Source organism: Deltaproteobacteria bacterium, assembly GCA_016223005.1.
In the GTDB taxonomy this organism is placed as follows: domain Bacteria; phylum Desulfobacterota; class GWC2-55-46; order UBA9637; family GWC2-42-11; genus JACRPW01.
The window spans coordinates 1-20,162 of the sequence record JACRPW010000059.1 but is presented as its reverse complement, the minus strand read 5'-3'; the positions used below and the strand labels follow the sequence as shown (position 1 = coordinate 20,162).

At 40.5% G+C, this 20,162-nt stretch carries 23 protein-coding genes, 1 tRNA gene and 1 pseudogene; all 25 read right to left on the bottom strand.

Features of this window, described 5'->3' with window-relative positions; translation table 11 throughout:
* Positions 1-2 precede the first annotated feature (2 nt).
* Positions 3-680, bottom strand: a complete 678-nt coding sequence (locus tag HZC45_06660) for a DNA repair protein (GenBank protein MBI5682827.1) — start codon at positions 678-680, stop codon at positions 3-5.
* Between the two features lie 61 nt (positions 681-741).
* Positions 742-963 (bottom strand): DUF2283 domain-containing protein, encoded by a 222-nt coding sequence (locus HZC45_06655; protein ID MBI5682826.1) that lies wholly within the window; start codon positions 961-963, stop codon positions 742-744.
* Positions 964-1,283: 320 nt separating this feature from the next.
* Positions 1,284-2,132, bottom strand: a complete 849-nt coding sequence (locus HZC45_06650; GenBank protein ID MBI5682825.1) for a prephenate dehydrogenase/arogenate dehydrogenase family protein — start codon at positions 2,130-2,132, stop codon at positions 1,284-1,286.
* A 39-nt stretch (positions 2,133-2,171) separates the two neighbouring features.
* Positions 2,172-3,185, bottom strand: a complete 1,014-nt coding sequence (gene aroF, locus HZC45_06645) for a 3-deoxy-7-phosphoheptulonate synthase (protein ID MBI5682824.1) — start codon at positions 3,183-3,185, stop codon at positions 2,172-2,174.
* A gap of 72 nt (positions 3,186-3,257) precedes the next feature.
* Positions 3,258-4,349, bottom strand: coding sequence for a histidinol-phosphate transaminase (locus tag HZC45_06640; GenBank protein ID MBI5682823.1), 1,092 nt, complete (start codon positions 4,347-4,349; stop codon positions 3,258-3,260).
* On the bottom strand, positions 4,346-4,741 hold the full coding sequence (locus tag HZC45_06635) for a nucleotidyltransferase domain-containing protein (GenBank protein MBI5682822.1): 396 nt from the start codon (positions 4,739-4,741) through the stop codon (positions 4,346-4,348). The genes HZC45_06640 and HZC45_06635 overlap by 4 nt, the downstream gene beginning before the upstream one ends.
* Positions 4,742-4,849: 108 nt before the next feature.
* A complete protein-coding gene (gene pheA, locus HZC45_06630) occupies positions 4,850-5,935 on the bottom strand; it encodes a prephenate dehydratase (GenBank protein ID MBI5682821.1) in 1,086 nt (361 codons plus the stop codon).
* 94 nt (positions 5,936-6,029) lie between these two features.
* Entirely contained in the window at positions 6,030-7,100 is a 1,071-nt protein-coding gene (locus HZC45_06625) for a 2-oxo acid dehydrogenase subunit E2 (GenBank protein ID MBI5682820.1), read from the bottom strand.
* Positions 7,101-7,199: 99 nt separating this feature from the next.
* Positions 7,200-7,691: a molybdopterin adenylyltransferase gene (gene mog / locus HZC45_06620; protein ID MBI5682819.1), complete on the bottom strand. Its 492-nt coding sequence runs from the start codon at positions 7,689-7,691 to the stop codon at positions 7,200-7,202.
* An 8-nt stretch (positions 7,692-7,699) separates the two neighbouring features.
* Positions 7,700-8,116: pseudogene (locus HZC45_06615) on the bottom strand (molybdenum cofactor biosynthesis protein MoaE).
* 113 nt (positions 8,117-8,229) lie between these two features.
* Positions 8,230-8,475, bottom strand: a complete 246-nt coding sequence (locus HZC45_06610; GenBank protein ID MBI5682818.1) for a MoaD/ThiS family protein — start codon at positions 8,473-8,475, stop codon at positions 8,230-8,232.
* A 132-nt stretch (positions 8,476-8,607) separates the two neighbouring features.
* On the bottom strand, positions 8,608-8,862 hold the full coding sequence (gene atpE, locus HZC45_06605) for an ATP synthase F0 subunit C (GenBank protein ID MBI5682817.1): 255 nt from the start codon (positions 8,860-8,862) through the stop codon (positions 8,608-8,610).
* A 167-nt stretch (positions 8,863-9,029) separates the two neighbouring features.
* Positions 9,030-9,683, bottom strand: a complete 654-nt coding sequence (gene atpB / locus HZC45_06600; protein ID MBI5682816.1) for a F0F1 ATP synthase subunit A — start codon at positions 9,681-9,683, stop codon at positions 9,030-9,032.
* Positions 9,684-9,689: 6 nt separating this feature from the next.
* Positions 9,690-10,082, bottom strand: a complete 393-nt coding sequence (locus HZC45_06595; protein ID MBI5682815.1) for an ATP synthase subunit I — start codon at positions 10,080-10,082, stop codon at positions 9,690-9,692.
* Positions 10,072-10,287 carry an AtpZ/AtpI family protein gene (locus HZC45_06590; protein ID MBI5682814.1) on the bottom strand — a complete coding sequence of 72 codons (216 nt, stop codon included), beginning with the start codon at positions 10,285-10,287 and terminating at the stop codon, positions 10,072-10,074. The genes HZC45_06595 and HZC45_06590 overlap by 11 nt, the downstream gene beginning before the upstream one ends.
* A gap of 217 nt (positions 10,288-10,504) precedes the next feature.
* Positions 10,505-12,196, bottom strand: a complete 1,692-nt coding sequence (gene recN, locus HZC45_06585; GenBank protein MBI5682813.1) for a DNA repair protein RecN — start codon at positions 12,194-12,196, stop codon at positions 10,505-10,507.
* A gap of 59 nt (positions 12,197-12,255) precedes the next feature.
* Positions 12,256-13,083, bottom strand: a complete 828-nt coding sequence (locus tag HZC45_06580) for an NAD(+)/NADH kinase (GenBank protein ID MBI5682812.1) — start codon at positions 13,081-13,083, stop codon at positions 12,256-12,258.
* Positions 13,084-13,293: 210 nt separating this feature from the next.
* Positions 13,294-13,369 (bottom strand) — tRNA-Lys (locus HZC45_06575).
* A 437-nt stretch (positions 13,370-13,806) separates the two neighbouring features.
* On the bottom strand, positions 13,807-14,226 hold the full coding sequence (locus HZC45_06570) for an Rrf2 family transcriptional regulator (protein ID MBI5682811.1): 420 nt from the start codon (positions 14,224-14,226) through the stop codon (positions 13,807-13,809).
* A gap of 47 nt (positions 14,227-14,273) precedes the next feature.
* Complete coding sequence (locus tag HZC45_06565; GenBank protein MBI5682810.1) at positions 14,274-14,765, bottom strand: thioredoxin family protein; 492 nt, start codon at positions 14,763-14,765, stop codon at positions 14,274-14,276.
* A gap of 77 nt (positions 14,766-14,842) precedes the next feature.
* Positions 14,843-15,862 (bottom strand): multicopper oxidase domain-containing protein, encoded by a 1,020-nt coding sequence (locus HZC45_06560; GenBank protein MBI5682809.1) that lies wholly within the window; start codon positions 15,860-15,862, stop codon positions 14,843-14,845.
* Positions 15,859-16,380 carry a hypothetical protein gene (locus tag HZC45_06555; protein ID MBI5682808.1) on the bottom strand — a complete coding sequence of 174 codons (522 nt, stop codon included), beginning with the start codon at positions 16,378-16,380 and terminating at the stop codon, positions 15,859-15,861. Before HZC45_06555 ends, HZC45_06560 begins: the two co-directional genes overlap by 4 nt.
* A complete protein-coding gene (locus HZC45_06550) occupies positions 16,370-16,903 on the bottom strand; it encodes a thioredoxin family protein (protein MBI5682807.1) in 534 nt (177 codons plus the stop codon). The genes HZC45_06555 and HZC45_06550 overlap by 11 nt, the downstream gene beginning before the upstream one ends.
* Complete coding sequence (locus HZC45_06545) at positions 16,893-18,149, bottom strand: multicopper oxidase domain-containing protein (protein MBI5682806.1); 1,257 nt, start codon at positions 18,147-18,149, stop codon at positions 16,893-16,895. Before HZC45_06545 ends, HZC45_06550 begins: the two co-directional genes overlap by 11 nt.
* Positions 18,150-18,227: 78 nt before the next feature.
* On the bottom strand, positions 18,228-20,162 hold a 1,935-nt coding region (locus HZC45_06540; GenBank protein MBI5682805.1), incomplete at its 5' end, for a universal stress protein.

Genomic DNA, 20,162 nt, shown 5'->3' with positions numbered 1-20,162 from the left:
TGTCATTGCGGATTACCTCCGTTAATGCATCTAACAGTTCCGTAACCTCTCGAACTGAACTTGCCAAGACCCCAAAATTCAGGAATAATAAAATTTGTTTCAAATTCACCCTTAAAAGAGGTAAGTTCAACATTATCCTTTACCATAATCGCTTCATTTTCCTGCAAATCAGCTTTTAGCTGTATCTTGTCTTTTACAACATAGCTAAGAGATTTGGACATAGAGAGAATATTTCCAATAAGAATTCTTTTGAGTAGGTCATGCGCTTTATTTTGATCGTGTTTCAATAAGAGGTAATTTTCATAATTATCCTCATTTAGCCCTATCCACGGAGTAAAATAAGTGTAACGGAATGTTCTATCGGTTAATCCAAAAGGCACAGAGGTTTCGCAGACATTTTGTTTCAAAATTGGATACTTCTGATGATATATTTCAAGATATTCAAGACTTGGCACAGCTTTCAAAAGGTAAGCACCTTCTTTCAAACCTATCATAAGAGCTGCGCCGCCAAAGACTTTATACTGAATGAGTGGATGTTTATAAACCAATTCATTCCCTCTATGTCCATGAAACTCCGGCCTATTCCGGTACATATTCCCAAAGAAGCCCCTTATCGCCGTGCCATCAGCCTCAATAGGTCTTTCACATGTTATCCAAATTTCCGTCTTTTCAATCATCATAACTCAGTGTCAGTGTCAATTACGAACTTTTAGAAGTCAGACATCTGGAGTCAGCAACTATTTATCTATGTCCTTTTGCGTGCAGTATTGTAATGCCGACGAGTTCTTTGTCATGATAGTGATAAATAATATCGTCTTCCATTATGCTGTCGTTTGCCTGTTGAGGTTTCCTGAAGCTGATATAAAGAACATCAGATTCATCATCATAGTCTACCCAGATAGGCTTTGAGGGCATCTTTAACAGATATGGAATAGATTCCAGTATGCTGTTTACTTTTTCCATATATTAAGGGTCTCAAAATTGTATTTACATAAATCAAAAAACTTCACACACTGTCATTCCCGCAATCTTTAAGCGGGAATCCAGAGTCTTTCTGTTTTAGCCCGTATCAAAAAAGAGGCATGACAAAATTGGCTGGTTAGATTTAAAAAGCTAAAAGAATATCGTTACTATTACGAGACCCTTAATAACTCCTTTCTTAATGATTCTTTCGGGATCGGAAGTCATAAAAGCTGTTATAATAAATCCGTCCCTTTCCTGCTCTTTATATATTACAACAACATCTTTTTCAGAGATAGATGTTTTACTGTAATGTTTTAATGTTATGAATTCACCTTTTTTGCCTTCTCAAATTCTTTTGCGAGGGCGTCTGCATCAGCGTTTTCTATCATCGTTTCCAGATTTTTCAAGACTTCTTTAAATCTGCTGACAACATCAAGGATTGCATCTTTGTTCAAAAGGCATATATCTCGCCACATCTCAGGGGGGGATGAGGCAATGCGGGTAAAGTCTTTAAAACCGCCTGCTGAATATTGGACAATGTTCTCACTAAAATCGTTTATCCCTGCCACTGTGTTTACAAGGGCATACGCAACAACATGGGGGAGATGGCTTACAGCAGAAAGCACCCTGTCGTGTTTTTCTGCATCCATAAGTATAACTTCAGAGCCTGCAATCTCCCAGAGTCTTTTTATCTTTTCAAGTGCCTGCGGATTTGTTTTTTTTGTCGGTGTGAGTATGCATTTTCTGTTTTGGAATAAAGATGGGAAGGCTGCGGCAGCGCCTGCATTTTCAGTGCCTGCTACTGGATGTCCTGCGACAAAGTGAATTGCATCAGGAAGGAAAGATTCAATTTGAACAACTATGTTTCTTTTAACGCTGCCTACATCAGTGATTATTGTGCCTTTTTTTAGAGAGGGTGATATTTCTTTAACAATCTTTGCGATGCCTGCAACAGGTGTTGCAACAATAACTAAATCAGCATCCTTAACACCTTGTTTTGCATCTTGAGTATATTCATCAATAACCCCCAGTTTTTTTGCTGTCTCAAGATTTTTTATGCCTCTGCCAATGCCGATAATATTATTTGTAATCCCATTTTGCCTTAATACAATTGCAATAGAGCCGCCAATCAGCCCAACGCCGATTATTGCAACTTTGTTGAAGCGTATTTCCTTTGCCCCTTGCCCCTTGCCTCTTGCCCCTTTCATTTACATCGTCCTTCCAACTGCTGATGCAACCTTTTTGAGTTCCCTCATGAGTTTTGCGAAGTTATCTGGCGTAAGTGACTGGCTTCCGTCACAGAGGGCATTTTCAGGGTCTGCATGCACCTCTATCATCAGTCCATCCGCACCAACAGCAACTGCTGCCTTTGAAAGGGGCGCAACCATACCCCATCTTCCAACAGCATGACTCGGGTCTATAAAAACAGGCAGATGCGTTTCTTCTTTCAGGACAGGCACTGCGCTCAAGTCAAGTGTATTCCTTAATGCCGTCTCAAATGTCCTTATGCCCCTTTCACAAAGGATGATTTTTCTATTCCCCTGTGATGCTATATATTCTGCAGACATCAAAAATTCTTTTATTGTTGCAGAGAGTCCCCTTTTCAGCAAAACTGGTTTATCCAGTTTTCCAACCTCTGTTAAGAGCCTGAAGTTTTGCATATTCCGCGCCCCTATCTGGATTATATCCGCATGCTTATAGACCATTTCAGTATCCCGTGGGTCAAGTAGTTCTGTAACAACAGGCATGCCTGTCTTCTTTTTCGTCTCAGAGAGATAAACAAGCCCTTCCTCGCCAAGCCCCTGAAATGCATAAGGCGATGTTCTGGGTTTAAATGCGCCGCCGCGTAAGAATCTTGCCCCTGTCTTTTTTATCTTTTGGGCTGTTTGTATCAGAATATCCCTTGTCTCAACACTGCACGGACCAGCAATCACATGCACCTGTTTTCCACCGATTTTTATGCCGCTTACATTTATTATGGTGTCCTCTTTTTGAAATTCTCTGCTTACAAGTTTATATGGTTTTAATATTGGCATAACCTTTTCCACTCCCGGTAGCATGTCAATAGGATGCTCTTCTAAAACAGATTCATCACCTATTGCACCTATTATTGTCCTTTCCTTACCTTCTGATATATGAACGGAAAGCCCAAGGTGTTTTATCCTTTCAATAATATGGTCTATCTCTTTTTTTGTAGCATCAGGCTTTATAACAACTATCATAAAAACCTCCGTTTAAATGCAGGGGTTAGAGATTAGGGTTTAGGGATTAGTAAAAAAACTAACCCCTGACAACTAGCCCCTAGCCCCTGTTTTTCTAATGGCCTCTACAAACCTTTCGTTTTCCTCAGGCAAGCCCACTGTAACCCTGATGTATTCTCCCATACCGTAACTTGCCATTGGTCGGACAATCACACCCTGTTTCAGCAGACCTTCATACACACCCTTGCCGTTGCCGACCTTTACAAGAAAAAAGTTTGCCTGTGTTGGAACACATTCAAGTCCCATTGCAGAAAGTTCGTTGAAAAGATATTTCAACCCGTCCTGATTATTCTTCTGAGATTTTTTCAAATGCTCATCATCGTCCAATGCAGCCATTGCAGCGATTTGTGCAAGACTGTTTACATTAAAAGGCTGTCGGACCTTATTCATATAAGATACAAGTTTTTCAGATGTGATACCGTAGCCGATGCGCAGTCCTGCAAGTCCGTATATCTTTGAGAATGTCCGCAGTATCACAACATTTTTATTACAGTTAAGATACTCCATAGAGGTTGGGAAATCCCTTCTAGTAACAAACTCATAATATGCCTCATCTAAAACAAGGATGGTATCATCAGGGAGTTTCTCTACAAACGCATCAAGTTGCTGCCCTGTTATCATTGTCCCTGTAGGATTATTCGGGTTTGCGATGAATACAATCTTTGTATTTTCTGTTATTGCACGAGACATCGCATCAATATCATGTGTTAAATCCTTTAATGGCACTAAGCAATTTCTGCCGCCTGCAGCAGGAACCGCAAGGGGATATACAGCAAACGAAGGATTCCCCATTACAGCCTCTTCGCCTGCCTGCAAGAATGTCCTTATAACGAGTTCAATAATCTCATTTGAACCATTGCCTATGATAAGGTTAGAAGGAACTACCCCCAGATGTTTTGCAAGTTTCTCTTTAAGATAATAACATCCGCCGTCAGGATACCTGTTAAGGTTATTGAGTGCCTTTGAAACCGCAAGAGCAGCCTTTGGAGAAGGTCCAAGCGGGTTCTCATTGGATGCAAGTTTTATAGAGCCTTTTATACCATAGTCCCTTTCAACCTCTTCAATGGGTTTGCCCGGCGGATACGGCACGATTGCTTCAATCTCGGCTGAAACTAGTTTTTTCATTGATATTGCCACCCTTCAGCCTCCATATGCCTTTTTGCAAAATACTGCCAGTCGTGATACTGCCCTAAAATTCGAGATTCAAACTCAATCCGTTTTTCCTGTTCTTTATCAACCAACAGTATTCCATTTTTTATAATCTCAAATCCAAAAAGCGGCTCATACAGCCTGTTTAAAATGAAAACCTGCACATCATCGGTTTTAAGAAGTTGCGCTATATCGGCTTCTATATAGAAATTAAGCCATAGATGGGCATCTGCTGCATAGACCGCTATATCAAAATCGCTTTTTTCAGAAGCCATACCCTTTGCCCTTGAACCAAAAAGATAAGCGAAAACGACCCGTTCATCTTTCGCAAGAAGTTCTTTAATTTTATCTATTTCCATTTTGGACATGGTTAATAAACTCCTTCAAATCCGCAATCCCCTTGCCTAAAAAATTTTTCAAGGTCGGGATGACATCCTTCAGATATTCATGGGCAATTTTTTGAAATAAGACTTCTCTCATTTCGCCATGCCCTTCGGATATGAGCCCAAAACCTTCACAAATGAGCAGTTTGTTTCAAGTTCTTTAAGCGCATCTGACACCTTTTCATCAGATATATGCCCATCCATATCAAGGAAGAATATATATTCCCATGCCTTCTTCTTCTGAGGCCTAGACTCTATCTTTGTAAGGTTTATGCCTCTTTCAGCAAACGGTTTGAGCATCTTAAACAATATGCCCGGCGAATCCTTTACGGAGAATAATATTGATGTCTTGTCACTGCCTGTCTTTTTAGGCGATGTCTTGCCTACTACAAGAAACCTTGTAAGATTATTCAAATGGTCTTCAATCTTTTTTTCCACTATCTTCAGGTCGTAGAGTTCCGCTGCATTTTCACTTGCGATGGCCGCTGCATCAGGGTCGTCAACAACTGTTTGGGCTGCCACTGCGGTTGAGGATGTTTCAACCAATACTGCATTTGGCAGATTATTTTTAAGCCACTCCCTGCATTCTGCTATTGCATGGGAATGGGAATAAACCTTTTTCACATCAAGGATACTGCCTGTCCTGTTTAAGAGCGACAAACTAATTTCCAGCATGATCTCTGCTGAAATCTTTAAATTTGATGATACAAACATATCAAAGGTATGACTGACCACACCCTCAGTGGTGTTCTCAATCGGCACTACACCGTAATCCACCCTGTCTCTTTCAACCTCATCAAACACATCTGCAATCTCTTTGACAGGGATGAGTTCAGAGGATTTACCAAAATACTGTAAACATGCCATGTGGGTAAATGTTGCCTTTGGTCCAAGAAAAGCCGCTCTTAATGGTTTTTCAAGGGAAAGAGATGTTGACATGATTTCTCTGAATACATTCTTAACAGCAGTATTCGGAAACGGGCCAGGGTTGTTGTTTAAAAGCCTTTGATATATCTCCCTTTCCCTTTCAGGGACATGAATGGCATGGTTATTTTCCTTTTTAATCGTGCCGATATCTATTACAAGTTTAGCCCTCTTATTTAGGAGTTCCAACATAGAGTCATCAACCCTGTCTATTTCGTGCCGCAGTTTTTTAAGTTTTGTAAGATTATCAGACATAACAATAACCTACACAAAAATTTTAAAAAAATCAAATGGTTTAAAATCAGATTGAGTTGTTTATGCCGTTTGTGAATAGATTTAGAGAAGGGACTTATGCGCTTTCAATGAATATCTGGTCAGGGTCTTCAAGGTAATGGATTGCCTTGTTTAAGAATTTTGCTGCCTCTCCGCCGTCTACAACCCTGTGGTCAAATGTAAGGGAAAGGGAAAGGATTTTTCTTATAACAATCTTCTCATCCTTTACCCACGGTCTTTCCGACACCTTTCCTGTGCCTAGTATTGCCACATCAGGATAGTTTAATATCGGGGTTGCATATGTCCCGCCGAATGAACCGAAATTACTTATTGTAAACGAACTACCTTTAAGTTCCTCAATGATAATCTTTAAGCCGTCAGGTGTATCAACAGCAACGCCAATATTAAAATATTTTTTTACTATGATTATTTCACCATCCTCATCAACAGAGGCATTCAGCATTGGATGCGCAGCAAGGGCATGCTGGACTGCCTTTATGAAAAAGGGTATAAATGTGAGGTGTATGCCTCTTTCAAGAGCGCCCCTTTTTTCCTTTTCCTTCAGATGCCACAGATCTGTTACATCAGCATCATCCATGCCTGTTACAAATGCAGCGCTCCTCATGCTTGCTATAAGATTTTTTGCAATAGTTCTCCTTACGCCCTTTATTGCCACCCTTTCAACAGGACCAAAGGCATCTCTTGACAAATCCTTTAAACCGCCTGATGCCTTTAACACATCCTCTTCTAAAATTCTTCCGCCTCTACCTGTGCCTTTTATCTTTTCAAGGTTGACACCAAGTTTTCTTGCAATGCTCCTGACAGCAGGGGTGGCAAGGATTCCCTCTGCCTCAGGCAGAACACCTACAACTGAATGGGATTTCCTTTCTTCCTTTTTTTCTTCTTCTGCCTTTTCACCTATTGTTAAAATAACATCACCGACATTTGCGATATCCCCTTCGTGTTTGTATATCTTCAAAATAAATCCCTTCCTAGGCGACGGCACTTCAACAACAGCCTTATCTGTCTCAACCTCAAAAATGGTCTGATGCTCCTCTACAATATCACCCTCGTTCACTAGATACTTTCTTATTTCAGCCTCTGTAATCCCTTCACCTAAATCCGGCAGTATAAAATCAAAGGGCATGGTGTCTCCTTAAAAAAGCAGTTTAAGCGTCTAATAGTAAAAAACACTGCTAAACTCTTTAGTTTTCAGTTCCTTTAGTTTTTCGCTTTGCGTTTTTCGTTACTCTACTGCACATTCTTCTGTAGAGCCTTTTATCTTTTCTATGGTGTGGTTTATTGCAGGCATGACAACAGCAAGGTTTTCCCTTACTGCCTTTGGGCTGCCTGGAAGGTTTATAATGAGCGATTGTTTTCTTATGCCGCACACAGCCCTTGATATCATTGCATTCGGCGTCTTTTTAAGGGATTCAAAACGCATAGCCTCTGCCATACCAGGGAGTTCTCTTTCTATCACTGCCTTTGTAGCCTCTGGCGTAACATCCCGAGGGGTAACACCTGTGCCGCCTGTTGTAACAATCAGGTCAAGTTTCTTTTCATCCACATACTCAATGAGTTTCTTTGTGATGACAGGAATCTCATCAGGGATAACTTCATAAGCCTTGACTTCTGCAGGGAGGTCTTTGACCATCCTTTCAATCTCCTTACCGCTTAAATCTTCCCGCTCTCCACGGGAGCCCTTATCGCTCATTGTAAGTATGCCGACAGTTATCATAAGAGTTATCAGGGATGTTCCTCTACCCAGATTTCACCCTTTCGGGTTGTCTCTTTCTTCCATATTGGTGTCGTTCTCTTGAGTTCTGAAATTGCCCATTCACAAGCCATGAATGCGTCGTTCCTGTGCCTTGCACCAGCAGCAATAAGCACTATATTCTCACCAATTGCAATCTCTCCAACCCTGTGGATTATCGTCATTTCTATTATATTAAAATTCTTAAGCGCCCTTTCTCTGATGTCTAAAAGTTTCTTTTCAGCCATGCCGGGATAACTCTCAAAGTTAAGCCCTGTAATCTCTTCTCCCTTTGATATATCTCTCCCTGTGCCGAGAAAGGCAACTATACCGCCTATGCCTTTTTATGCTGCCTTTACCTTCTCAATCTCTTGTTCTATTGAAAAGTTTTCTTTTTGTATTCTTATCAAGTTTTTCTCCTTGTATCGGTAGCCGCAGGCTTTAGCCTGCGTATTAACGCAACCTAAAGGTTGCGGCTACCCATTTCATTTGCAAGCAGTGAGATGTTCACTGCTTACTGTCATCATCCCCCAGAAAACGGCGGCAGAAGTCCAACCTCATCGCCGTCTTTGATTATTGTATCAGAAACAGCAAACTCCTGATTAACAGAGAACATTATATTTTTGTCTATGAATGTCTTTATGGAGGGGAATTCTATTTTGAGAATATCTTTCAGTTCATTGAGTGTAATCTGTCTTGGGATAGATATGTTAGCCTCGTCTTTGCCAACATTATTTTTCAGCATTGCAAAAAATCTGATTGTAATCATGGATGGAATCTAACAGAAATACAGACTAAAGTCAATCTTATGAGTGCAGGGGAAGATGGGCTAATCCTTTAAATAAAAAAACCCCGCCCAATCACTTGTATTGATATAGGCAGGGTTTTTAATAATTACTGTTTAGCCAACTACATATTTGATAAGTGGATTTGCATACAAAAGTATCAATGCTATGACCAGTGCATAGATTGCCAGTGATTCTATCATGGCGAGACCGACCAGCATTGTAGTCATAATCTTTCCCATTGCACCAGGGTTTCTTGCAATGCCCTCTACTGCCCCTCTTATAGCATGTCCCTGACCAATGCCTGTTCCAAGGGCGCCGAGACCCATGCCAATACCTGCTGCTATTACAATTGCTGCAAAAAATATAATACTGCCACTGCCTCCCCCTGCAGCAATTTTTGCAGTCTCTTCGGCAAACGACTCTGTAGCAATGCCTGTAACCACACCCATTAAAATGGCTGTCATCAATAAGACCTTCTTCATCTACCTCACCTCCTTTTAATAATTTGAGATTTAAAATTTCAAATTTGAAATTGTCAGTGCGCCTCTTCCAAAGCGCCGCCAATATACATCATAGTTAAGAGAGAAAATATAAACGCCTGAATAAAACTCACCATAATACCAAGCACCAGTATAGGAATCGGAAGCAGGTATGGAACGAGGAACAGGAGAACAGCAACAATCAGTTCATGTCCCATCATATTCCCAAACAAACGAAGAGAAAGCGATAATGGTCTTGAAAGATGTCCGATAATTTCAATTGGAATCATTAAGGGTGTGAGCCACCACACAGGACCCATAAAGTGCTTAAAATATTTTATCCCATGCTCCTTCACACCTATTATATGTGTTGTAACAAATACTATAATTGCAAGCCCTGCTGTTGTATTCAGGTTTGCTGTAGGTGGAACAAGACCCGGTATCAGTCCCAATAGATTTGATATTAATATATATATCCCAAAGGTTGCAATAAAAGGAAAATATTTTTTACCGTGATGCCCCATTGTATCATGGACAAGATTTTCTATGCCTGATATTAAAAGTTCTACAATGCCCTGTGTGTTACCAGGCACCAGTTGCAGCCTTTTTGAGATTATAAAAGAAAACCCTGTTAATCCAATTATGATATAAAGCATAACAGCAGTATGGACAGGCAGACCAAATTGTGGAAGAAATATTGAGGCATGCATATTGTCTTAAACTACCCCCTTTTTTACGGCAAATAATAATAGAACGACTATATTAAACACAATTAGTGTAAAGCCCACGATAAATGCTATCGGTTCTATAATATGACTTGATACAAGAACATAGATTAAGATAGATGTCAGGGTAAATTTCATCCAGTATCTCACTGCCACATAAGATGCGATATTGTCTATTTTCATAGTCATACTGCGTTTTACCGTAAGTAAAAGATAGTAAAAATTTAAAATGCCTGTTATTCCACCTGTTAGCATACTGATGCCTGTAATGGAAGGCATTATTAAGTTTACACCAGCAGTAACTGCAATAAGGGTAAGTGTAGAACTTAAAAGTATCTTTGAAATCTTTTGTGTAGGATATATTCTTTGAGTATCACAACCCATATCTTTTAATAAGTATATAAATATTTCTAAACCCTGCTATAATGCCCAATATTAAAAAAGTGATTGTCAGCCACGGCTGTGTTGAAAAGAGACCATCAAGGTATATGCCTATATAAAGACCAATAAAGGTTGCAAGAACCAAAGACATTCCTACAGAGCCTAATAAAGCCCATTTCTTTAAAGGTCTTTGACTCTCTTTTACCATAAACCAATAGACCACTTGAACAAACAAATTTTTTGGTTTTTATCATATTGCAAAAAATAAAGTCAATACAATTTTATACAGGGTTAAAGGGTGTAAATTTTAAATGACACCAGAGTTTTTCTCTTGACAGGCGCCTTTTAATGGGTGTCCCCTTTATTTTGTCATGGACACAGCAAAGGTGTAGAGGCTATACCTTCATACTTTCAGAATAACAAGTTTACTTCAACCTTCCTGCATTCTCCAGCATTTCTCTCGCATGTGTTTTTGTCGTGTTTGTAATCTCTACACCGCCAAGCATCCTTGCAACTTCTGCTAACCTTTCATCTTTGTTTAATTCCTTTATCTCTGTAATAGTCCTTGAATCTAAAACCTTCTTTGATACAAAGAAATGCCTGTCTGCATATACTGCGATTTGGGGAAGATGTGTTATGCAAAGCACTTGATGTGCCTTTGCAGCCTCTTTTAGTTTTCTGCCAACCACCTCCGCCACAGCTCCTCCTATGCCTGCATCTATCTCATCAAATATCAACACAGGCACACTTAAGGCTTCCGCAGCAATCCTTTTTAATGCAAGCATGATTCTTGACAGTTCCCCGCCTGATGCAATCCTTGCAAGGGGTTTTACCTCTTCACCAACATTGGATGATATGAAGAATTCAACCCTATCTATGCCCTTTTCAGTAAGTTTAATACTACCTTCATCATCAACTATATCCTCTATTCTGAGTTCAAATACAGTCTTTTTCATATTGAGCATAGCAAGTTCGGACTCTACGGATTTTTTAATAACACCTGCCTTTGCCTTCCTCATTTTTGAAAGTTCCGCAGCAAGTTCAAATGCATCCTTTCTCAAAACTTCAACCTCAACATCAATGGATGCAATCCTTTCATCACTTGATGTTATTGATTCAAGTTCCCTGTCTATCTCATTTTTCCTGTCCATAATTTCGTGAACTGTCTGACCATATTTCTTTTCAAGTCTATTTATAAGGTCTTCCCTGTTGTCAATATCCTCAAGACGTTTTGGGTCAAAGGTTATATTATGAGAATAGTCCCGTAGGTTTGCTGAAATATCCTCCAATTGATAGAGGCATGATTCAAGGGCTGATATATTTTTTAAAAGAGAGCCATCGTATTGGGAGGCGCCTTTCAGTTTATTCAATACTTGTCCTATATTCTCAATAACCGCACCTGTCTGCCCGTACAAAACCTCATAGCCTGTATTTGCTGCCTCAAATAATTTTTCTGCATGGACAAGTTTTTCCTTTTCCTGTTTAAGTAAAGTATCCTCATCAGGCTTCAGGTTTGCAGACTCTATTTCATGAGATTGGAATAACAGGAAATCCTGCCTTTCTTTGTTTACCCTTGTTGCTTCTTTAAGTTTATCCCGTTCAAATTTCTTTTCAGAAAACCTGTTGAATGATTCGTTCACCTTTTCCCGCAGAGGTATTAAACCTGCAAAACTATCATATATATCAATATGGATTTGAGGGCTTACGAGAGACTGATGCTCATGCTGTCCATAGATGTCAATAAGGTTTTTGCCAAGTTCAGATAATATGGAGGTTGTTGCTATACTGCTGTTTATGAAAACTTTGTTTTTGCCTGTCTTTGATATGACTCTTTTTATAAGGAGGGTATCGCTACTACCTTCAATCCCAACTGCCTCAAGAAATTCCTTTATATAGTTTAGCCCTAATATATCAAATACAGCCTCAATCCTTGATTCTTCACATCCTGTCCTTATTGCCTCGTTTGAAGCCCTGTCTCCAAGTATAAGTTGGACAGCATCTATGATTATTGACTTGCCTGCACCTGTTTCACCTGTAAGGATGTTGAGCCCTTTGCTAAAGGAGACAGTAAGGTTATCTATGATAGCAAAGTCTTTAATATGGAGTTCTAGAAGCATGGTTTGAATACAATTAAAAATTGATTTAATTCGTAATTCCTAATTCATAATTGATTTTATCATTCTGCCCATTGCAGTCTTGTCCTCAATATATCAAAATAACTTCTTGTGGGGGATTTAATAATATAGGTGCAGGTGTCTGCCCTCTTAAATTCTATAGTATCACCTTCATCTATTTGTATGTCTACCTGACCATCAAGGGTCAGCAGGATATTTGAACTATGCCCCTTTATCTTTACCTCAACTACCATCCAATCAGGGATAACTATCGGACTATTAGTTAAAGTAAATGGACATATAGGAGACAAAATAATTGAATGAATAGTAGGATGAAGGATAGGTCCGCCTGCTGACAGAGAATATGCTGTTGAACCTGTTGGTGTTGCTATAATAAGACCATCTGCCCTGTATGTAGTAACATGCCCTTTATTTATGCTCGTCTCAATATTTATAAGCCGTGCAATGGTTCCCCTTATCACTACATCATTTAAAACTGTGTATTCTGATGAAGAGCCGTCATTTTTCCGAATATTAACAGACAGCATCATCCTTTCTTCTGTTTCAATCCTGCCTTTTATGACATCTTCAAGAACAGGATATATCTCATCCGCAGGTATCTCTGTAAGGAAGCCAAGGCTGCCCAGATTTATCCCAAGGATAGGAATCTTCCTTCCATTGATAATGCGAACAGTATGCAGAATTGTGCCGTCTCCACCAAGTACAATCATGAGTTCTATTTCATTTATATGTTCTGCAACCGTTCCTTTAACCGACTCCTCGTCTACGAATACCTCAATACCTTTCGCAGTCAGCCACCCAGTAATGTCACGGCTTAAGAGTTTAGCCTTTGGTTTATTTAATTTTGTAACTATACCCACCTTTTTCACTCTTCTCTCCATTTTCTTATACGGCATTGGGATCGTGCCACATGGTGGAAAAAGCGGAATTCAGACAGAAATGACAATAAACATACTGCCATGGTTTAACCAACCGGGACATTCATGGTGGACGGTAAACTAATCACACCACCCTGCTGGACAGGACGCATGCTTACTAATACTTAGAAAAATTCAAACCATGCAGCCTATTGATTTTTCTGGTGGGCCGCGGGGGATTCGAACCCCCGACCCACTGATTAAGAGTCAGTTGCTCTACCAACTGAGCTAGCGGCCCGTAAGTGTTGAATATGTTAGATAATTTGTTGCGCTGAGATAATCCAAACCCTTGACCGTAATAAAATCGTAAAAGTCTACACAGATGCAGCCTCACTTCCAGCGTCTTTTTTAACCATTTTACCATTGAATTTGTCAAGGGTTTTTACACCTGTTCTAATGCTTTCATGGTTATGATGTGTCCCAAATCCCGATTTAGGATTTTGGGTAAATCGCCAAGTCGCATGGAAGACAATGCCTCATGCGATTTTGCGACGAGGCATACTATTACCCGCATGAAGAGGAGCAAAATTACCGATAACACAGTATTTCAGGCGGGACACACATACGAAGTATGGGTCGTGGCGATTTAAAATCCCGCTAAAACTGGATTTGGGTGCGATAACCTTGTCCATGCGGTATGCCTTAACCCGAAAGACCTGAACTTTTTCAAAGGTCTCAATCTTTGTTTGATGATGTGGCGGACAGTTGTTCAAAGTTACATTGTCTGAGATAATCAAGAAACCTTTGCTGTGCAGTCTTCCATACATTATGAACATGGCATGAAGCATCTTTCCTGCAATACCCTTCACGGATCATACAATCATTTAAAAACATCCCGCCCTCTATTATCTCTATTATTTCCAGAAGGGTTATATCTTTTGGATTTTTTGCCAGTGCAAAACCGCCTCCTGTGCCTCTGAACGAACGCATATACCCTTTTTTTACCAGTGACTGAAATAGCTTTGAAAGATATGCAGACGGCACATCCTGTGCCTTTGCCACCTCTTCAATGCAACATACCTCAAACTCAGGCTTGCTGGATAGATACAATATACCTCTTATGGCGTATTCTGATGCCCTGCTCAATCTGAACACTTAAGACCTCATTTGTCCTATTTTAAGTTTCCTGTCAAGATATTTTTCTACCTTGTATTTCTTATTTCAACTGCCTTTTTAACCTCATTTTCAATCTCTGTCTTTCCGGCAAAGCCCATAAATATATGCCTTACAATCCCCTTTTTATCAATCACAAACAACCATGGTTCGCCTATAACTCCGTATCTTTCTCCTAATTTCACAGCCTCATTTTCAGGTCCCCAGAATTTGGATGCCCGATGGGTCTTGAGGAATGCAGCGACATCTTTTTCATATTGCGGCAAAATATCCCTGATGTTTGCCCAGACCTTTTCACAATAGATGCAGTGGTCAGGGTTGCCGAACATCAGAAGGATTACCTTCCCATCTTCATGCGCCTTTTTAAGGTCAGCGGTTTCTAAAGGCGCTTTATCACCTACCTCTACCCTTGGTTTACCATCGGGCATACCCCTTAAACCTGCGTAGGAGATAGAGAAAAAACAGATAAGCATAATAATGGTGTATGCCCATACTGATAAATGAAATCTCTTATGAATCATAAATTTCTCCTGATATACGGTTCTTCTGTGATTGACCCAACCTTGTATAAATGAAGGGCAAAGCCCTTCCTACCTACTCACTTTCTTACATCTATCACAACAACAGGAACTTCTTTGCTTTTGATAATGTTATTAGAATGTTTAGTATTTGCAGTATGGTTATTATGGGCAGCATGTTTGCCTGAATCGGGTTCAGCCAACTTCTGTGCTGCGCTTTCAGGCATGGTTATACTGTGAGAAAATATATATTTTCCTGTCTTATCTATAGTTACAATCAGATCAAATCTCTTGCCAGAATATATGGTAAGGGAATCCTGCTTTTGTGGATTTGGGGCAGGATAGCCATCCTCATGGGTTACAAGAAAGGTTTTTGAGAATTTGAGTTTATGCGGCAGATGTCCGATGTTAGCAAACCGCAGTCTAACCCTTTCACCCTTTTTTATATCAAGTATAATCGGATTATCCCCTTTAACAACCCTGTTATTTATGGTAGTAATATCATTATCCATTATGGTCATTGGGTGTCCTAATTCATGGCTGCCTTCGCCTTTTGCAGATTTACTGTTCCAATCACTGAAGATGTAAACATATTCTTTATCATATTTCGGCTCATCCTTTGCTTCCACAATAAATGCGCCGTAAAGGCCTCTGCTTAAGTGTTCCGCCATATTATAGCTGCAGTGATAGAGATGGGTGCCTGGAGGGCCTGCAACAAACTCACCGTATGTATATTCATAACCCGGATCAACAATAATCTCCTGCTCCTGAAGACTGACCCTTGGATTTACATGAAGCCCGTGAAAAAAAAGCCCGTGTTTTGCGCTGCTCTTGTTCATTAACTTAACCTTCACTACATCTCCCTCTTTTACCCTTATCTCAGGACCAGGAAATGTATCATTATATTTCCAGACCATAAACTTTGTGCCATTCAGTTCAACCTCTCCATCTGTAACAGTGAGTTCAAACTCCCTTGTCTCTGCGACAACTTGAGACGGAAGCAGACAGCAGACAGCAGACAGCAGACAAAATAAAAAGATTTTAGATTTTAGATTTAAATTCGTAATTCGTAATTCATAATTCGTAATTGTCTTCTTCATTCCTTCCTCCCCATTATCATACTGCTTATTACCTCTTTTAATTCATCAGCATTAAATAGTCCTACAAATATCTTTCGTAGTATTCCTTCCTTATCTATTATAAATGTCCATGCCTCGCCCATTGTAACAAAACCATAAGACCTTTTTAATTCAAAGGTTTCCTCATTCATTGCGCCAAGTATATCCTGACCACCTGCTATGATAAAGGATGCATACTCTTTATGCCTGTCCGCCTCTTTCTCTAAAAGGTTGAGAAGTGTATCGCAGCTGCGGCACCCCATCGGACCAGGAAATAAAACAAGGACAACGAACTTTCCTTCTTCATTTGCCTTTTTTGATGTTTCGGTTAACAGAATCTTTTCGCCAACCTTTACCTTTGATGTTTTTAAGAGTTCCTGTGCGGCAAAAACAGTGGGAACAGCAGGCAGTAAGGAGTAGGCAGTAAGGAGCGAAAAACTTAAAGCAAAAAGCGTAAAACTAAAACTTAAAACCTTAACTTTTCCTTTTTCATTTTTCACTTTCACCTCTTAAAAGTTCCTCTATATTTCTCTTAAACACATCGCTGGCTACAAATATCTTATAAACAAACCTTACAATGCCTTTTTGGTCTATGATAAATAACCATGGCTGTCCTTCCACGCCGTATGCCTCTTTTAGTTTAGGTCCTTCAGGGTGAGGAGGTATAAGTTTTGCATGCTCCGTCTGAACCATCATAAAGAAAGCCTTATCATTAAAGTTATTTGTATCCTTCATAATCTCAAAGATATATCTTTCCATCCTGTCGCACCACGGGCAATGGCTGGAATAACCAAGCATCAGGACAATAACCTTCCCTTGTTCATGTGCCTTTTTTAGTTCTGTTGTAACTAAAGGCGCCTTATCACCCACCTTGATTTTGGATTCACCGCGGGCGATACCGCGAATAGGAAGTTCTGTGGCAAACGCAGCAGATGAAATAATGCATGAAAAAATAAGGGCATAAATTATGGGGACAGATTTAAAATCTGTCCCCATATTACTGTATTTAGATTTACAATGCATCAAATGGCTTCTGCCCAATCTTTACAGGTTTGCCCAATGGATAAACATCAAGGTCTATACCGTGTGGACCAACGCTTCCGTCTGACATCTTGCCTACATAAACAACTGCCATTAAAAGCCCGCCGTGATAAACACCATCATTGGTTGCATGGGCAACTATGTGGCAGTGCCATACCCATCTGCCTTCCTGATTTGCCTCAAATACATAATCCTTTCTTTCACCGGGAAGGATTGCAACAGAATCAGACTGCGGTCTTCCTGGTGTTGGCCGTCCATCCTGAGTTATCTGTGTGAGGGTGTGTCCATGCAGATGTATGTTATGGGGCCAACTGCCCATGTTAACAAATCTAACTCTGATTTTTTCATTAGCCCCTGTCTTTGCAAGAACTACATTCGGGTATTCATCTGTCCATGCATTTCCATTAATGGTAAACAGGTTATAATGGCCGATATTCCTCGGATGACCCACCTCTGCGCTCTGCTTCTGCTCTGCGCCGGTTGGTTTAAAACCCTCTTCTTTGGAGAATTTGGAATCCCACTCATCCAGAATAACAAGAAGGTCCTGGTCTACCTTTTCCTTATTCGCGGGATGGATTATAATGCCGCCGTAAAGCCCCATGTCCATATGCTCATTGGCATTCACATGGCAGTGATAGATGTGGGTGCCGACAGGGGATGCTACAAACTCATAAGTAAACTCCTCATCCGGCTTTACAGGCACCTGCGCCACATTCATTGTGCCGTCGTGGTCATACCTTATAACTGTAGGACCGTGTATATGAATGGTATGATTGTTTTTGCTCTTATTTCTTAAAATAACCCTTACTAAATCACCTTCATCTGCAATAACGGTTGGACCAGGGACAGGACCGTGTGGATTGTTAAAACCTACTACCTTATCACCCTGAACCTTGTTTGTAGGCACAAATGCCCATACAGGAAATTCTACACCCGCAATATCCTGTGTAGCCTCAACAGCGGTTATATCATAAACTACTGTCTTGCCTGAGAGTGCTACACCAAGTTTCTTTGCCTGACCAATAGCCCATTGCCCGCCCTTGGTTTTTGGGTCTAATTTATTGATTACCTGTGCCTCACCTCTCTTGACAGCCACATCCACGCTGCTCACATCAATAAGTGTCCTGACCCCTTTAATAGGCAGACCAATATTTACAGCGCTGCTTGTAGAGGCAGAAATGCCGAATACAAAAACCGCTGCTATAAGTAGAAATAATAATCTTTTCATTGCAATACCTCCTTATTTTATTCTCAAGGCTAAAGCCTTGAGTTACATCCTGTATCTCAAACCTTTAGGTTTGAGGTTTTACTTTAACTCAAAATTTACATGAACAATCCCCTTTGCAGGCACATCCACCTCTTTTGTAAGAAGAATCGGCTGGGCATAGAGTGGTCTTCCATCACTATCATGTCCTGTAAGTTTCCATGATTCATGCCAAACCTTTAAGGTGTATTTGCCGGGCGGGATGTTATCAATAACAAATGAGCCTGTTTCATCTGATACAGCATGATATGGATGGTCAAATGCCAGCACATATCCTCTCATGTGCGTATGCGAATCGCAGGTTACCTTTACCTGCCCCAGTTTCCTTACCTTTTTCACATACACCTGATTCTGCTTTGGCTGACCAAAATTGAACATCTGGATACCTTGTTTTTCATCCCCCTCACCCAATTCCTTTACTTCCATATTGGCATTGTGAAGAACTGTGTCAGAATTTGTTGTTGCCAAATCAGTCCCCTTGACTATGGTGGTTACATGGGGTGTAAATACACATTTTTTCTGGTCTAAATCAGTCTGCTTTACCCTTTCAATAGCCTTCCCCTTTTCTACCTTTTCAAGATAGCCCACTGCAAACTTTACCCCGCCGTCTTTACCAACAACCAAAACCTCGGATGGTTTCTCATTCCCGCAGAAATCCTCATTCTTGTTTACCTTGATAGGAGCAAACTTTGGAGGATTGCCAACAAACTTCACATGACCAATTATCTGCCCGCCGTCCTTTACATCCATCTCATCGTATGCGTATAAAATCCCAGATGGTATCAGGATAACTGCTGTGATTAACAGTGCCTTAAAAAAACCTTTCATCAAATCCCTCCTTTCATATAAAATCTGTAACATCGCAGGGCAAAGATTTAGCCCTGCATAAGCAACCCTAATGGGTTGCCCTACAAAAGATCTTTTGCCTTTCACCTCCTCCCTTGCATAGTCTTCTATCGCCTTTTTTGCCATGCCTTTTGCAAAGGAAGGAACTCTTTCCAGTCTCTTTAATGCCTCTTCTGTCCATTGGGGACAGAATTCAATTCTGTCCCCAGAAGCATCTGTCCCCACTACATCATCAGGCTCATATCCTTTGCCAGCAATAAACACACTGCACGGCGCTAGCCTTAAAATGTTTTCTGTATTGCTGCCTATATCGCTTTCTTCTACCTGATGGACTCCAAAATGACCAAGCATGAGAAGAGCAGGTTTTGTATGTTGTATGTGATTTAGGATTTCGTTGTATGCCTTGCCTGCCAATAGGGTTGTCTTGATTTCTGCTCCCCTTGCCTTTGCGATTTTTTCTGCTGTGTCGAGATAGCCCTGATATAGTTTTGCCATGCCTTTGTCTATGATTTCGTCATGTAATTTTTCCTGCTCTTTGAATCTGAATACCTTTGCGGCATCTTCTGACAGGGCATCTGCTATATTCCTGAATGCCACCTGATGAAAATATGGGTCAAAGGCGGATACTGCTTCTATGTCAGCGTTAAATACTTTTTTTAATCCTATTGCTGCCATGAGCCCCCAGTAGGAGTATGGACTGCCGTCTATGGCAACCAAAATCCCCCCATGCCCCCCCCTTGCAAAGGGGGGATTAAGGGGGGATTTAATTTGAGTTTTTATTATAAGTATGTCTTTTCTCGTTTTTCTTGCTACTCTCTCTGCTACACTGCCTATTAAACTATGTGCTGCTGCTCCTATGCCTAGCCCGCCCATGACTATTAAATCGTAGTCTCCTTGTTCTGCCTCTTTTATGAGTTCTGTAAAGTTTTTCCCTTCTCTGCTTTTGCGGAAACATGGAACATCTTCTTCCCTGCACCTCTTTTCAAATCTGTCAAGATATGAGTCTGATATGATGCCTAGTCCTTTTGATATTAGGCTTTCGTGGACATCCCTTTGTCTTTTGAGTATTGCCTCTGACTGATACCTTTCAGGCAAGCCTGTCTCCATGTCCATGAATCTTGTCTCATGGAG

What these genes read in the sequence shown, in the direction of transcription:
- HZC45_06660 (MBI5682827.1), bottom strand. Translation starts at nt 680, where the DNA reads ATGATGATTGAAAAGACGGAAATTTGGATAACATGTGAAAGACCTATT.
- HZC45_06655 (MBI5682826.1), bottom strand. Translation starts at nt 963, where the DNA reads ATGGAAAAAGTAAACAGCATACTGGAATCTATTCCATATCTGTTAAAG.
- aroF (MBI5682824.1), bottom strand. Translation starts at nt 3,185, where the DNA reads ATGATAGTTGTTATAAAGCCTGATGCTACAAAAAAAGAGATAGACCAT.
- HZC45_06640 (MBI5682823.1), bottom strand. Translation starts at nt 4,349, where the DNA reads ATGAAAAAACTAGTTTCAGCCGAGATTGAAGCAATCGTGCCGTATCCG.
- HZC45_06635 (MBI5682822.1), bottom strand. Translation starts at nt 4,741, where the DNA reads ATGTCCAAAATGGAAATAGATAAAATTAAAGAACTTCTTGCGAAAGAT.
- pheA (MBI5682821.1), bottom strand. Translation starts at nt 5,935, where the DNA reads ATGTCTGATAATCTTACAAAACTTAAAAAACTGCGGCACGAAATAGAC.
- HZC45_06625 (MBI5682820.1), bottom strand. Translation starts at nt 7,100, where the DNA reads ATGCCCTTTGATTTTATACTGCCGGATTTAGGTGAAGGGATTACAGAG.
- mog (MBI5682819.1), bottom strand. Translation starts at nt 7,691, where the DNA reads ATGATAACTGTCGGCATACTTACAATGAGCGATAAGGGCTCCCGTGGA.
- HZC45_06610 (MBI5682818.1), bottom strand. Translation starts at nt 8,475, where the DNA reads ATGATTACAATCAGATTTTTTGCAATGCTGAAAAATAATGTTGGCAAA.
- atpB (MBI5682816.1), bottom strand. Translation starts at nt 9,683, where the DNA reads ATGCATGCCTCAATATTTCTTCCACAATTTGGTCTGCCTGTCCATACT.
- HZC45_06595 (MBI5682815.1), bottom strand. Translation starts at nt 10,082, where the DNA reads ATGGGTTGTGATACTCAAAGAATATATCCTACACAAAAGATTTCAAAG.
- HZC45_06590 (MBI5682814.1), bottom strand. Translation starts at nt 10,287, where the DNA reads ATGGTAAAAGAGAGTCAAAGACCTTTAAAGAAATGGGCTTTATTAGGC.
- recN (MBI5682813.1), bottom strand. Translation starts at nt 12,196, where the DNA reads ATGCTTCTAGAACTCCATATTAAAGACTTTGCTATCATAGATAACCTT.
- HZC45_06565 (MBI5682810.1), bottom strand. Translation starts at nt 14,765, where the DNA reads ATGATTCATAAGAGATTTCATTTATCAGTATGGGCATACACCATTATT.
- HZC45_06560 (MBI5682809.1), bottom strand. Translation starts at nt 15,862, where the DNA reads ATGAAGAAGACAATTACGAATTATGAATTACGAATTACGAATTTAAAT.
- HZC45_06550 (MBI5682807.1), bottom strand. Translation starts at nt 16,903, where the DNA reads ATGCATTGTAAATCTAAATACAGTAATATGGGGACAGATTTTAAATCT.
- HZC45_06545 (MBI5682806.1), bottom strand. Translation starts at nt 18,149, where the DNA reads ATGAAAAGATTATTATTTCTACTTATAGCAGCGGTTTTTGTATTCGGC.